This window comes from Thiosocius teredinicola (assembly GCF_002009425.1).
Lineage (GTDB): Bacteria > Pseudomonadota > Gammaproteobacteria > Chromatiales > Chromatiaceae > Thiosocius > Thiosocius teredinicola.
The window spans coordinates 4,493,651-4,506,056 of the sequence record NZ_CP019936.1; the positions used below are offsets into that span (position 1 = coordinate 4,493,651).

The following is a 12,406-nucleotide window of genomic DNA, read 5'->3' on the forward strand; positions in this document are numbered from 1 at the left end:
AAGCAATATCGGCAGGATTAGCCATTGCTGTAATAGGCTTGCTTTTCATTCTTGCTGACAGTAGCTTCAACGCCAGATCACGCGAAAAAAGGACCGTCAGGCAGGGTCAAGCTATGCACAAGATCGAAGTTGGCGTCGAAACGTCGTACATCGACGAACAGTCCGATCCGGGGGCCGACCGCTACGTGTTCGCCTACACGATCACGATCAGCAATGCTGGCAACATCCCGGCCAAGCTGCTGAATCGTCATTGGCTGATAACTGATGCCAACGGCAAGACTCAGGAAGTCCGCGGTGAGGGCGTGGTCGGCGAGCAGCCCTACCTGCAGCCGGGAGAGGTCTTCCGCTACACCAGCGGGACCGTCATCGAGACCCCGGTCGGCACCATGGAAGGCGAATACGAAATGGTCGACGACGACGGCGAGTCGTTCATGGCACCGATCGACCGTTTTTCCCTGGCGGTACCGCGCGTTTTGCACTGACCGGCACCCCGCCGGGGAGATCCCGTGGCCGACTTTGCGATCGGTGACATCCAAGGCTGTTACGACGAACTGCGGCGCGCACTCGACGAGGTAGCGTTCGATGCCGCGAAAGATCGCCTGTGGTGTGTCGGCGATCTGGTCAACCGCGGCCCCAAGTCGCTGGATGTCTTACGTTTCTTCCGCGACCTTGGCGACAGCGCGATCTGCGTTCTCGGCAACCACGACCTGCACCTGCTGGCGCTCGCCGCCGGCAACGACAAACATAAGGAAGACAGCACGCTGACCGACGTCCTCGAGGCGAGCGACCGCGAAGAACTCCTGGACTGGCTGCGCCGACGACCGCTCGCACATTTCGACAGCGAACTCGGTTTTCTGATGATCCATGCCGGCCTGCCGCCGCAATGGGATCTGGATACGACACTCACCTGCGCACACGAAGTGGAGTCGGTGCTGTGCAGTGACGATCACACCGACTACTTCATGCAGATGTACGGCAACAAACCGCATTGCTGGGACCCATCGCTGCGGGGCATGGACCGCCTGCGCTTCATCACCAACTGCTTCACACGGCTACGCTTCTGCGAGCCCGACGGGCGGCTTGCGCTCAAAGAAAAGGGGCCTCCCGGCAGCCAGCAGGCGGGCAGGCTGCCGTGGTTCGAGCACCCAGAACGCCGCACGCGCGATCAACGCATCGTGTTCGGCCATTGGTCGACGCTCGGTTACCTCGCCGGCGATAACGTCTGGGGGATCGATACCGGCTGCCTGTGGGGCGGCGCGCTGACAATAATGCGCCTCGACGAAGCGTCACCCACCCCGCACTTCACGCGCTGCCAGGGTCAGCAGGACCCGACAAGATTCAGCTAAAGCATTCGGAGATTGGCTATGCGCTGCCACGACATCGAGTACGAGATTCTTGGCTCGGAGATCCAGCTGGTCGAGATCACGCTCGACCCCGGTGAAACTGCAGTGGCCGAGGCCGGCGCCATGACCTACATGGAGCAGGACATCGGTTTCGACACCCGCATGGGCGACGGCTCCGACCCGGACCAGGGCGTAATGGGCAAGCTGTTTTCCGCCGGCAAGCGCCTGTTCACCGGCGAATCGATCTTCACCACCCATTTCACCAACAACGGCGACGTCAAGCGCAAGGTCGCGTTCGCCGCCCCCTACCCCGGCAATGTCGTCGCCCTGGACATGGCCAAGATCGGTCAGCGTATCGTCTGCCAGAAGGACGCCTTCCTGTGCGCTGCGCTCGGCACCAAGATCGACATCACCTTTAACCGTCGCCTCGGCAGCGGTCTGTTTGGCGGTGAAGGGTTCATTCTGCAGTCGCTCGAAGGCGACGGCATGGCGTTCATCCAGGCGGGTGGCACAGTCATCGAAAAGTCGCTGAGCGGCGAAACGCTGCGCGTCGACACCGGATGCCTGGTCGGTTTCAGTGGTGATATCGATTACCGCATCGAGCGGGCCGGCGGTCTGAAATCGATGGTGTTCGGTGGCGAAGGCCTATTTCTCGCCACCCTGAGCGGCACCGGCCGGGTATGGCTACAGAGCCTGCCGTTTTCGCGCATGGCCGACCGCATCCTTGCGGCCGCACCGCAAGGCGGTGGCAACGACAAGGGCGAAAGCAGCCTGTTCAGCTAGCCCGTCAGGACAGCTTCATACCGCGCGTGACATTGCGCCCGTAGAAGATTTCGAGCATCTCGCGGCGGATCTTCTCAGAGATCGTGCGCTGCTCCTTGGGCGACACATCGTCGACGTCGACACCGAACAGGTAGCTGTCGAGGTCGAACTCTTTGAGCATCATCTTGGTGTGGAAGATGTTCTCCTGGTACACATTGACGTCGACCATCTGATAACGCTCACGCGTGTCGCGCGCCAGGAAGTTCTGGATCGAATTGATCTTGTGGTCGATGAAATGCTTCTTGCCGTTGACGTCGCGGGTAAACCCGCGCACCCGGTAGTCCATGATCACGATGTCCGACTCGAACGAGTGGATCAAAAAGTTCAACGCCTTCAGCGGTGAGATGCGCCCGCAGGTCGACACGTCGATATCTGCGCGAAACGTCGAAATGCCGTTATCGGGGTGGCTCTCCGGGTAGGTATGCACCGTGATATGGCTCTTGTCGAGGTGACCAACCACCGATTCGGGCAGCGGACCGGGCGACTCGGAGTTGGAAATCTGTTCGGCGGCAATCGGCTCTTCCGAGATCAATATCGTGACACTGGCACCATGCGGGTCGTAGTCCTGGTGCGCAATATTCAGCACGTTGGCACCGATGATCTCGGTGACATTGCACAGGATATCGGTCAACCGCTTGGCACTGTACGCCTCGTCGATATACCGGATGTACTGGGTTTCCTGCTCCGGCGACGCCGCGTAGTTGATGTCGTAGATATTGAAGCTGAGGGTCTTGGTCAGGTTGTTGAACCCATGCAGCTTGAGCTTTTTCGAGCGTGGCATTTGCGCGCGCACCAGACGAAAAAAAGGGCCGACAAAATACGCCAAACCCGCTGGCCGGACAAGTAATTAATCCAGGAGCTCCTCGGGCATGAACTTGACGTACTCGGCTGGCTGGTGAGCGTTCAGGGGCAGGCGCGCCCCGCGGGGAATGGTCTCACCCCTTTTCCAAGAGGCGGACTAGCGGCGCTCGCTTTCCCACTGCGATACCGGCGGATGATGAATCATCTGCACCAGGGTTCCATCCGGATCGTAGCAATAAAAGCTGCGCGCACCGTCGCGATGCGTGCGCGGTTCGGTGCGCATCCGCACCTGGTGATCGCGCAACCAGGCGAACCACTGATCGACGGCGTCCGGGCTGTCGAGAAAGAAACCGATATGGTCCAGACGCTGCACCGATTCGTCGCGCGCCGCATTCGGATCGGCCTGGTGTAGTGCGAGGTTGTCACCGCCTGAGGTCAGATAGACGTTTTGTTCATCTGGCCGCCACTCGACCTGCATCCCCAGCAACTCGACATAGAACCGCTCGCAGTCCGCCAAATCGCGTACGAACAACGCAACATGCCGCATGCCGTAACCGATCGAAGGACGGGTCATTCGACGTCGACGAGCTCGAAATCGTGAGTGATCTCGGCGGTCGCGCCGAGCATGATTGAGGCAGAGCAATACTTTTCTGCGCTCAGCGCGACTGCGCGCTCAACGGCTTTTGCCGACAGCCCTTTGCCGCCCACGCGAAAATGCGCGTGAATTTTAGTAAAGACCTTCGGGTCACTGTCCGCCCGCTGGGCCTCCAGTTCCACCTCGCAGAACGACACCTCGTGGCGTCCCTTCTTAAGAATGTGCAGCACGTCGAACTCGGTGCAGCCGCCCATACCAAGCAGCAGCATCTCCATCGGACGCACGCCCAGATTGCGTCCGCCATGCTCCGGCGGACCGTCCATCACGACCGCATGACCGCTGTCTGACTCGCCCAGCATGGTCACACCATCAACCCACTTAATTCTCGCTTTCATAGGGCGATACGTCACAAAAACCAGGGAAGGAGGCTAACATAGTTCGACAAGCCCTATCAGCCTGCATAGAATCTCGACATCTTCTGGAACGAAAAGCAATGCCGCAGACCAATCCATACAGCATCGCGCAACCACCTCCCCGCGAACCGGACTGGCTCAAACCTTTCCTGGCACATTGCCACCGCCGGCGTTACCCGGCGAAAACGGATTTCATTCATCCCGGCGATGCCGCCGACAGCCTGTTTTACCTGGTTTCGGGCCAGGTCACCGTGTTCCTCGAGGACGAGGATGGCCGCGAGATCATTCTCACCTACCTGAACAAAGGTGATTTCATCGGCGAGATGGGGCTGTTCATGCCGATGCCGAAGCGCTCGGTGATGGTGCGTACGCGCAGCTCTTGCGAGCTGGCAGAGATCTCGTACAACAAACTTGAGCAGTTGTTCGAGGGCGACCTGCGGCCGCATACCAAAGACATCCTGTACGCGATCGGCAGGCAGCTGACCGAGCGCCTCGAGGCTACCAGTCAGAAGGTAAGCCACCTCGCGTTTCTCGATGTGACCGGCCGTATCGCCGGCACGCTGCTCGAGTTGTGCAAACAGCCCGATGCCATGACCCACCCCGACGGCATGCAGATCCGCATCACCCGTCAGGAAATCGGTCGCATCGTCGGCTGCTCACGCGAGATGGCGGGACGCGTACTCAAAGATCTCGAAGAGCGTGGTTTGATCCACGTGAAAGGCAAGACGATCGTCGTGTTCGGCACGCGCTGAGCGTTGCGCCTATCGGCCCGTCGGGCTCTCCGGCGGGCAACGCCCACCCACCACCGCTGCCGTGAAGCACCTGTTCAGGCGAACAGGGCTGCCAGTTTTGCGCCTGGGTCGTCGGCACGCATGAATGCCTCGCCGACGAGAAAGGTGTGCACCTGATGTTGGCGCATCAACGCCACATCTTCGGGTGACAGGATGCCGCTCTCGGTGACAACCAGGCGATCCGATGGAATGCGACCGAGCAGATCCAAGGTGGTCTGAAGACTCACCTCGAAGGTGCGCAGGTTACGGTTGTTGATACCGATCAGCCGATTGCTGGTCGTCAGGGCACGCTCGAGTTCCTCCCCATCGTGCACTTCAATCAGCACATCCATACCGAGTTCATGCGCCTGATCATTGAGGCTATGCAATTGTCGGTCATCCAGGCAGGCCGCGATCAGCAGGATGCAATCCGCACCGATCGCCCGCGCTTCGGCGACCTGGTAGGGATCGACGATGAAATCCTTGCGAATGACCGGCAATGAACACGCGGCCCGCGCCTCTTGCAGATAGGCGTCGCCGCCCTGAAAGAAATCGACATCGGTCAGCACCGACAGGCAGGCCGCACCGCCGTCGGCGTAACTGCGGGCGATCGCCGCCGGCCGGAAATCTTCGCGCAATACGCCTTTCGACGGTGAAGCCTTCTTGATCTCGGCGATCACCGCGGCCCGCCCGGCATCCACCTTGTTCTGCAATGCACGCACGAAGCCACGCGGCCGATCCGCATCCGCTGCGGCTGCCAGCACGCTGTCGTAGTCTTTCGCGGTGCGTCGCTCAGCAATCTCTTCATGCTTGCGCGCAACGATCTTCTTCAGAATATCCGGGGTGTCGGTCATCGCTGGTACTTGTTGTTGTGGCTCGCGGCTCGCCCTGGCTGCGGCAAATTATTCGAAACTCTGGGTCAGCACCACCAACCGATCGAGACGCTTGCGCGCCTCACCCGAGGCAATCGCCTTGTCCGCCATCTCGATGCCCTTCTTCAGGCTGTCTGCAACGCCGGCCACGTAGATCGCAGCGCCCGCATTCAGCATCACGATATCGCGTGCAGCACCGGGGGTGTCGTCGAGCACATCATGGATGATGCGGACGCTCTCTTTCGGGTCCGCCGCGCGAATCAGATCGAGCGACTGGCGCTTCACGCCGAAGTCCTCAGGCTGAATGGAAAAACGCCGAACGCTGCCGTCCTTGAGTTCGGCGACCTCGGTCTTGTCGCCGATGCTGATCTCATCCAGCCCGTCGACCGAGTGCACGACCATCACGTGTCGCGCGCCCAGCTTGTGTAGCACCTCGGCCATGGTTTCCAGCAACTCGTCGCTGAACACGCCCATCATCAAGTTGGGCACGCCCGCCGGATTGGTCAGCGGGCCGAGCACGTTGAAGATGGTGCGCACGCCCATCTCGCGTCGCGGACCGATCGCATGCTTCATCGCGCTGTGATGCCCGGGGGCGAACATGAATCCGACACCGGCATCACGCACACACTGGGCGACCTGATCGGACGAGAGGTCCAGACGCAGGCCGGCTGTTTCGAGCGCATCGGCACTACCGGACTTGCTCGAGACCGAGCGGTTGCCGTGCTTCGCGACGTGACAGCCCGCCGCCGCGGCGACGAACATGCTTGCCGTCGACACGTTGAACGTGCCGGATGCGTCACCGCCGGTGCCGACGATATCGACCGCATGGTCGAGACCACCGATGTCGACACCCGATGCCAACTCGCGCATCACCGCGGCTGCCGCAGCGATTTCAGCCACCGTTTCGCCTTTCATGCGCAGGCCGATCAAGAACCCACCGATCTGCGCCGGCGTGGCGCCACCGGTCATGATGGTGCGCATGACCTCGGTCATTTCATCTGCACTCAGGTCGCGGCGCTCGAGCACGCGCGCTATGGCTTGTTTGATATCCATCGTGGCGACTCTCTGTTTATTGGTCTCGGACAGCGTCGCGCTGCCGGTTTTGTTGAACTAACGCCCTTGAAGAAAATTCTTCAACATCTGATGGCCGTGCTCGGTAAGGATCGACTCGGGGTGAAACTGCACACCCTGAACATCGAGCTCGCGGTGGCGCACGCCCATGATCTCGTCGATCTCACCATCGATCTGCGTCCACGCCGTGATCTCCAGACAATCAGGTAGCGTGGTCCGCTCAATGATCAACGAATGATAGCGCGTCGCCTCGAACGGATTCGGCAGATCACTGAACACGCCCACCGATTTGTGATGGATCGGTGACGTCTTGCCGTGCATGACCTCACGTGCGTGCACGATATTGCCGCCAAATGCCTGGCCGATAGACTGGTGACCGAGACACACGCCCAGGATCGGGATCCTGCCGGCGAACGCCTCGATAGCCGCCACCGAAACGCCCGCCTCGGTCGGCGTACAAGGCCCCGGCGAGATCACCAGGTGATCCGGCTTGAGCGCCTCGATACCGGCAACATCGATCTCGTCGTTACGCAGCACCTTCACGTCGGCGCCGAGCTCGCCGAAGTACTGCACGATGTTGAACGTGAAGGAGTCGTAGTTATCGATCATCAACAACATGATCAGCCCTCCTTCTCGTCACACGGCAGTTGCGTGTCCAGACCGGCCTCAGCCAACGCCACGGCGCGAAAGACTGCGCGCCCCTTGTTCATTGTCTCTTTCCATTCGAGCTCGGGGCGGGAATCGGCCACCACCCCGGCACCAGCCTGGATATGTAGCTGCCCACCCTTGATCACCGCGGTACGGATCGCGATCGCCGTATCCATGTTGCCGTTCCACGAGATGTAGCCCACGGCGCCCGAATACACACCACGCTTGACCGGCTCGAGTTCATCGATGATCTCCATCGCACGGATCTTCGGCGCGCCCGATACGGTGCCGGCCGGAAAGGTCGCACGCAGCACATCGATCGCGCTCAGTTCCGGGCGCAACTGGCCGGTTACGTTGGAAACGATATGCATGACATGCGAGTAACGCTCGACGACCATCTTGTCGGTCAGTTGTACCGTGCCTACCTGGGCGACCCGGCCGGTGTCGTTGCGCCCGAGGTCGATCAGCATCAGGTGCTCGGCGAGTTCTTTCGGATCGGCGAGCAGTTCGTCTTCGAGCGCCTTGTCCTCGGCGTCCGTGTGGCCGCGTCGGCGGGTTCCGGCAATCGGTCGCACCGTGACCTCGCCATCTTCCAGTCGCACCAGGATCTCCGGCGACGAACCCACGATCTGAAAATCGCCGAGGTCGAGGAAGTACATATAAGGTGACGGATTCAGGCCACGCAAGGCGCGATAAAGGTCGAGCGGTCGCGCCGCGAACGGAATCGACAGGCGTTGCGAGATGACAACCTGCATGCAATCGCCATCGAGTATGTATTGCTTGATGCGCTCGACAGCCTGCTTGAAACCGTCTTCGGTAAAGCCCGAGACAAAATCGGATTCGCTGATGGTTCGTGTGCTGTCACTGCGATGGCGTGGCGCACCCTGCTGCATGCGCTCGATCAATCCAGCTATACGTCGGCGTGTGCCGTCCAAGGTATCGCCACGATCGAGATCGGCATGCACGATCAGGTACATCCGCCCGCTCAGGTTATCGAACACCACGACTTCGTCTGACACCATCAACAGGATATCGGGACACCCCAGCGGATCGGACTTCTCCGGGTTTCGCAGTTTCGGTTCTACATAGGCCACGGTGTCGTAGCCGAAATAACCGACCAGGCCGCCGGTGAAACGCGGCAGGCCGTCGAGTTCGGCAACCCGGTAACGCGATTTGAACGTCTCGACGAACTCGAGTGGGTCGTCGACCTGCGCCGATTCAACCTCGACACCGTCGGTCTCAACGCTGACCCGGTTACCGTCGACGCGCAACAGCGTTTTGCACGGCAGCCCGATAATCGAATAGCGGCCCCACTTTTCACCGCCCTGCACGGATTCGAACAGAAAGCCGAACGGGCCGTCGACGAGCTTGAGATAGACACTGAGGGGGGTATCGAGGTCTGCCAATACCTCGCACACCACGGGAATGCGGTTATAGCCCTGCGCGGCCAGGGCGGCGAATTTTTCCGGGGTCATTGATCACTCCACACAATAAGACACTGAAACACGAGCAGAAAGTCGGCTCAGCCGCGCCATCGCGTGTCAGGTAGGTACGTCTCGTTGTGTGTGAAGTGCTGCATGGTCCGAATTAATTGGAATACGAATTTCGAGCGCCTACCTTAGCCAAAAACCTGGGCATCGCCAAGGCTGGCAAACAGGATGCCGAGCGCCTCTTAAAATCGTTTGACATTTTAGTATTTGCTTATATACTTTTCCGCCATTGGCACGCTGTATCGCCTGGCGTCCTCTCTGATCCGAGGACACACATACCCAACTCTCTCGGAGATTCGACCATGAAAAAGATCATCGCCCTCGTTGCAGTCCTCGCCTCAGCCCAAGCCTCAGCCTGGTGGGGTAACAACGGTTACAACAATGGCTACAACAACGGCTACGGCTATGGAAACGGCTACAGCAACGGCGTGATGGACGGTACCGGCGACGCTTCAGGCGAAGGCACCTTCAGCATGAACTTCTCGGGTCGCGGCAACACCAACATGCGCGGCTACGGTAACGGCTACGGCTACGGCGATGGCTACGGCCGCGGTTACAACTACAACGCACCGTACGGCTACGCGCCTTACGGCTATGCTCCGTACGGCTACGCTCCTGCCGCTCCTGCTGCCCCGGCAGCTCCGCAGGCAGCACCTGCTGCTGAGTAATTCGATCTGCGGATCGGGCCGGATCACTTCCGGCCACAAAAAACCCCGCACCCATGTGCGGGGTTTTTCGTTTCTAAGGCAAAAAAGGCTACTGGTTGTTAAAACCGAAGTCGCGCCGCGCGGCGACGATCGACACCGTGAACCCCGAAATCACATCGAGCAAGGCCATCAGCCCGAGAATAAAGAAGGTCGACGTGCCGCAGCCCTCGACGATCAGGAACTCGACCAGGTAGATCACGAAAACCAACGTCGACAGGGTGTGATCAAGCACCGACGCCAGGCCGGTTCCGGTCGATTTGAATATCTCGAAGTACAGGATCAGCACGCCGGCCGCGATGAATACGTCGTGCGTCGTGAAACTCCACTGCGCACCAGACATCAAGCCGATCGAGAACAGCTCGGCGTGCAGGCCAGGGTCAAGGCTGCCCGACATCATCATCAGGTTGTAGACGATCAGCGGGACGACAAACAGCGGGAAGGCTCGAATCATGACGACACCGTGTTACCTGTGAACAGGCCGCCACTGTAGCGCGGCGTGCGAACGCATTCCAAGCCGGACGGCCGAATCAGATCAGATCGCGCAGCTCTTCCATCGAGTCGATCACAGCATCCGGCGAATAATTGCGAATGTCTTCGCCGTGGTTGTAGCCGTAGCTCATGCAGATGATCTGAAAGCCTGCGGCGCGCGCCGCGGTCACGTCGCTCTTGGAGTCGCCGAGCATCATCGCGTCGGCGGCGTCGACGCCGAAGTGCTTGGCAGCATGCAGCAGCGGGCCTGGATCGGGTTTTTTCACCGGCAAGGTGTCACCACAGACGACGATGCCGAACTCGTCGTGGATACCGAGATCCTTGAGCAGCGGGATCGTGAACTGCGCCGCCTTGTTGGTCACGCAACCGAGCTGGTAGCCCTGCGATTTCATGTAGTCGAGCCCTTCGCGCACGCCCGGATACAGACACGACCGCTTCGAGGTGTTCTCCGCATACAGGTCGAGAAACAGCGGATAGGCACGTTCGAAGTCTTCGTCCGACGGCTCACCATCGAGCTGGCCGATCAACGCGCGCCGAACCAGTCGCTCGACACCGTTGCCGACCCAGTCGCGCACCTTGGTTTCACCGTGTGCAGGGCGTCCGAGCTGACGCATCATCTCGTCCACGCAGTAAGCGAGGTCGGGCACACTGTCTACCAGCGTGCCATCGACATCGATCAGGATCATTTGCGGTTTTCGCAGCGTCATCATACTTCCACGCCAAAACAAGGGGCGGGACGCCGCCCCTAGATAGGAACGAATCCTTGGGGTCAGGAAACCTTGGCCAACTCGCCGCGCATCTGCTCGATGATCGAGTCGTAGCGGTTGGGGTCGGTGTCTTTGGCCTTGCCGAAGATGCCCGATCCGGACACAAAGGTATCAGCACCGGCGGCAGCGATTTCCGCGATATTGTCGGCCTTGACGCCGCCGTCGATCTCGAGGCGGATGTCGCGACCCGACGCCTTGATGATCTCGCGCGCCTGCTTGAGCTTGTCGAGCGCCGACGGAATGAAGCTCTGCCCACCGAAGCCGGGGTTGACCGACATCAGCAGGATCATGTCGACCTTGTCGATCACGTAGTCGAGGTACGACAGCGGCGTTGCCGGGTTGAATACCAGACCGGCCTTGCAGCCCTCACCCTGGATCAGCTGCAGCGTGCGATCGACGTGATCCGACGCCTCCGGGTGGAAGGTGATGTAAGTGGCACCGGCCTTGGCGAAGTCGCCGACGATGCGATCGACCGGGCTGACCATCAGGTGCACGTCGATCGGCGCCGTAATGCCGTGCTTGCGCAGCGCCTCGCACACCAGCGGGCCGATCGTCAGGTTCGGCACATAGTGGTTGTCCATCACGTCGAAGTGGATGAAATCGGCGCCGGCGGCCAGCACCTTGTCGCACTCGTCGCCGAGCTTGGCGAAATCTGCAGAGAGAATGGACGGCGCGATCACGTAGTCGGACATATCGTCGCTCCTGGCCGGCGATCCGGCGCTAAAATGCGTTGATAACTGCCCCCGGAGGAGCGGGCCAAAAAATCGGACGGGTGACTTTACCGGAAAGCGCCCGCGTTTGCAGCCGCCACCCTATGAGATCAAGCCTGTCCGCATTCGCCTTATTTTTCGCGTTAATAGGCCCATCAGCCACGTTTGCCGAAGTGCTCGACGAGCTGGCGATCGACGCCGCGCTGAGCGACGCACAAGAGCTCAAGGGCCGTATCGTCAGATTGCAGGCCGAGGGCGAAGAATTCATTGCCATCCATCAACCGCGGCAGCAAGGAGAACCGCGCGGCGGCATCGTTCTATTGCACGACCAGGCCGGCAACGCCAACAGCCTGGAGGTGATCCGACCGCTGCGCCTGGGTCTGGCCGACGCCGGCTGGGATACGCTATCGCTGCAATTGCCGGCCGGTTACCGCGATGCCAACGCTGGAGACTGGCGCGATCAGCAGGCGAGAATAAACGCCCGCCTGCAGGCAGGGCTTGTCTGGCTCAAAGACAACAATATCGAGACCCAGGCGGTGATCGCCCAGGGTGACACCGGGATAATCCTGCTGCTGTCCGCCGCTACCGGCGCTCCGCCCGAACTGCAGGCACTGGTGTTGGTCAGCACCGCGCTGGCAGACGATATCGCGGCCGAAACATTGGCGCCGGTTGCCGAACTCACGCTGCCGCTGCTCGATATCTATGCCGAGCGCGACATTGCCGGCGTCATTGATTCAGCGACGAAACGACGTCAGTTGCTGGAGAACAGCCAAAGCCGAAGTTTTCGGCAGATCACGGTCGCCGGCGCCACGTCGGGATACTTTGGGTCTGACGGCGGACTGCTGGCGAGTATCCGCGCATGGCTGGCCGCCAATACAAGCCTGCAACCCGCGCAGCCGCAATGACAG

Annotated in this window: 16 protein-coding genes; 6 read left to right on the forward strand and 10 right to left on the reverse strand. The window is 60.4% G+C overall.

Features of this window, described 5'->3' with window-relative positions:
- The first annotated feature begins 113 nt into the window (after positions 1–113).
- Genes apaG through B1781_RS21240 form a run of 3 tightly spaced genes read left to right on the forward strand, consistent with a single transcriptional unit; the run spans position 114 to position 2,126 of the window.
- Positions 114–482 carry a Co2+/Mg2+ efflux protein ApaG gene (apaG, locus tag B1781_RS21230; protein WP_078121597.1) on the forward strand — a complete coding sequence of 123 codons (369 nt, stop codon included), beginning with the start codon at positions 114–116 and terminating at the stop codon, positions 480–482.
- Between the two features lie 24 nt (positions 483–506).
- Positions 507–1,346: a symmetrical bis(5'-nucleosyl)-tetraphosphatase gene (locus B1781_RS21235; protein WP_078121598.1), complete on the forward strand. Its 840-nt coding sequence runs from the start codon at positions 507–509 to the stop codon at positions 1,344–1,346.
- 18 nt (positions 1,347–1,364) lie between these two features.
- Complete coding sequence (locus B1781_RS21240; protein ID WP_125932215.1) at positions 1,365–2,126, forward strand: TIGR00266 family protein; 762 nt, start codon at positions 1,365–1,367, stop codon at positions 2,124–2,126.
- Between the two features lie 4 nt (positions 2,127–2,130).
- On the opposite strand, the gene speD is transcribed toward B1781_RS21240, so the two are convergent.
- The 3 genes from speD to B1781_RS21255 all read right to left on the reverse strand — a co-directional run bounded on the left by speD (position 2,131) and on the right by B1781_RS21255 (position 3,956).
- Positions 2,131–2,946 (reverse strand): adenosylmethionine decarboxylase, encoded by an 816-nt coding sequence (gene speD / locus B1781_RS21245; protein WP_078121601.1) that lies wholly within the window; start codon positions 2,944–2,946, stop codon positions 2,131–2,133.
- 177 nt (positions 2,947–3,123) lie between these two features.
- Positions 3,124–3,540: a VOC family protein gene (locus B1781_RS21250; protein WP_078121603.1), complete on the reverse strand. Its 417-nt coding sequence runs from the start codon at positions 3,538–3,540 to the stop codon at positions 3,124–3,126.
- The gene (locus tag B1781_RS21255; protein ID WP_078121604.1) at positions 3,537–3,956 is read right to left on the reverse strand and encodes an OsmC family protein; all 420 of its coding nucleotides are present in this window, start codon (positions 3,954–3,956) and stop codon (positions 3,537–3,539) included. The genes B1781_RS21250 and B1781_RS21255 overlap by 4 nt, the downstream gene beginning before the upstream one ends.
- A 98-nt stretch (positions 3,957–4,054) precedes the next feature.
- Between B1781_RS21255 and crp the strand changes: the two genes are divergently transcribed.
- Positions 4,055–4,726: a cAMP-activated global transcriptional regulator CRP gene (gene crp, locus B1781_RS21260; protein WP_078121605.1), complete on the forward strand. Its 672-nt coding sequence runs from the start codon at positions 4,055–4,057 to the stop codon at positions 4,724–4,726.
- Positions 4,727–4,800: 74 nt separating this feature from the next.
- Here crp and trpC read toward each other — a convergent pair whose 3' ends face one another.
- From trpC to trpE, 4 genes are read right to left on the reverse strand one after another with little or no spacing between them, the layout of a single operon-like run.
- Complete coding sequence (gene trpC, locus B1781_RS21265) at positions 4,801–5,598, reverse strand: indole-3-glycerol phosphate synthase TrpC (RefSeq protein ID WP_078121606.1); 798 nt, start codon at positions 5,596–5,598, stop codon at positions 4,801–4,803.
- A 48-nt stretch (positions 5,599–5,646) separates the two neighbouring features.
- Positions 5,647–6,669: an anthranilate phosphoribosyltransferase gene (gene trpD, locus B1781_RS21270; RefSeq protein ID WP_078121607.1), complete on the reverse strand. Its 1,023-nt coding sequence runs from the start codon at positions 6,667–6,669 to the stop codon at positions 5,647–5,649.
- Positions 6,670–6,726: 57 nt separating this feature from the next.
- Positions 6,727–7,305, reverse strand: coding sequence for an anthranilate synthase component II (locus tag B1781_RS21275; protein ID WP_078121608.1), 579 nt, complete (start codon positions 7,303–7,305; stop codon positions 6,727–6,729).
- A gap of 2 nt (positions 7,306–7,307) precedes the next feature.
- Entirely contained in the window at positions 7,308–8,810 is a 1,503-nt protein-coding gene (gene trpE / locus B1781_RS21280; protein ID WP_078121609.1) for an anthranilate synthase component I, read from the reverse strand.
- Between the two features lie 317 nt (positions 8,811–9,127).
- Here trpE and B1781_RS21285 point away from each other — a divergent pair, with 317 nt between their 5' ends.
- Positions 9,128–9,493 (forward strand): sulfur globule family protein, encoded by a 366-nt coding sequence (locus tag B1781_RS21285; protein WP_078121610.1) that lies wholly within the window; start codon positions 9,128–9,130, stop codon positions 9,491–9,493.
- Between the two features lie 88 nt (positions 9,494–9,581).
- On the opposite strand, the gene B1781_RS21290 is transcribed toward B1781_RS21285, so the two are convergent.
- The 3 genes from B1781_RS21290 to rpe all read right to left on the reverse strand — a co-directional run bounded on the left by B1781_RS21290 (position 9,582) and on the right by rpe (position 11,480).
- Positions 9,582–9,983 (reverse strand): hypothetical protein, encoded by a 402-nt coding sequence (locus B1781_RS21290; protein WP_078121611.1) that lies wholly within the window; start codon positions 9,981–9,983, stop codon positions 9,582–9,584.
- A gap of 76 nt (positions 9,984–10,059) precedes the next feature.
- Positions 10,060–10,728 (reverse strand): phosphoglycolate phosphatase, encoded by a 669-nt coding sequence (locus B1781_RS21295; RefSeq protein WP_078122175.1) that lies wholly within the window; start codon positions 10,726–10,728, stop codon positions 10,060–10,062.
- Between the two features lie 62 nt (positions 10,729–10,790).
- Positions 10,791–11,480, reverse strand: a complete 690-nt coding sequence (gene rpe, locus B1781_RS21300) for a ribulose-phosphate 3-epimerase (RefSeq protein ID WP_078121612.1) — start codon at positions 11,478–11,480, stop codon at positions 10,791–10,793.
- Positions 11,481–11,602: 122 nt separating this feature from the next.
- Between rpe and B1781_RS21305 the strand changes: the two genes are divergently transcribed.
- Positions 11,603–12,403, forward strand: a complete 801-nt coding sequence (locus B1781_RS21305; RefSeq protein WP_078121613.1) for a DUF3530 family protein — start codon at positions 11,603–11,605, stop codon at positions 12,401–12,403.
- Positions 12,404–12,406 lie beyond the last annotated feature (3 nt).

Excerpts from the sequence above, each read along its gene's own strand:
- apaG (WP_078121597.1), top strand. The coding sequence starts at position 114 with ATGCACAAGATCGAAGTTGGCGTCGAAACGTCGTACATCGACGAACAG.
- B1781_RS21240 (WP_125932215.1), top strand. The coding sequence starts at position 1,365 with ATGCGCTGCCACGACATCGAGTACGAGATTCTTGGCTCGGAGATCCAG.
- speD (WP_078121601.1), bottom strand. The coding sequence starts at position 2,946 with ATGCCACGCTCGAAAAAGCTCAAGCTGCATGGGTTCAACAACCTGACC.
- B1781_RS21250 (WP_078121603.1), bottom strand. The coding sequence starts at position 3,540 with ATGACCCGTCCTTCGATCGGTTACGGCATGCGGCATGTTGCGTTGTTC.
- B1781_RS21255 (WP_078121604.1), bottom strand. The coding sequence starts at position 3,956 with ATGAAAGCGAGAATTAAGTGGGTTGATGGTGTGACCATGCTGGGCGAG.
- crp (WP_078121605.1), top strand. The coding sequence starts at position 4,055 with ATGCCGCAGACCAATCCATACAGCATCGCGCAACCACCTCCCCGCGAA.
- trpC (WP_078121606.1), bottom strand. The coding sequence starts at position 5,598 with ATGACCGACACCCCGGATATTCTGAAGAAGATCGTTGCGCGCAAGCAT.
- trpD (WP_078121607.1), bottom strand. The coding sequence starts at position 6,669 with ATGGATATCAAACAAGCCATAGCGCGCGTGCTCGAGCGCCGCGACCTG.
- B1781_RS21275 (WP_078121608.1), bottom strand. The coding sequence starts at position 7,305 with ATGTTGTTGATGATCGATAACTACGACTCCTTCACGTTCAACATCGTG.
- trpE (WP_078121609.1), bottom strand. The coding sequence starts at position 8,810 with ATGACCCCGGAAAAATTCGCCGCCCTGGCCGCGCAGGGCTATAACCGC.
- B1781_RS21285 (WP_078121610.1), top strand. The coding sequence starts at position 9,128 with ATGAAAAAGATCATCGCCCTCGTTGCAGTCCTCGCCTCAGCCCAAGCC.
- B1781_RS21290 (WP_078121611.1), bottom strand. The coding sequence starts at position 9,983 with ATGATTCGAGCCTTCCCGCTGTTTGTCGTCCCGCTGATCGTCTACAAC.
- B1781_RS21295 (WP_078122175.1), bottom strand. The coding sequence starts at position 10,728 with ATGACGCTGCGAAAACCGCAAATGATCCTGATCGATGTCGATGGCACG.
- rpe (WP_078121612.1), bottom strand. The coding sequence starts at position 11,480 with ATGTCCGACTACGTGATCGCGCCGTCCATTCTCTCTGCAGATTTCGCC.
- B1781_RS21305 (WP_078121613.1), top strand. The coding sequence starts at position 11,603 with ATGAGATCAAGCCTGTCCGCATTCGCCTTATTTTTCGCGTTAATAGGC.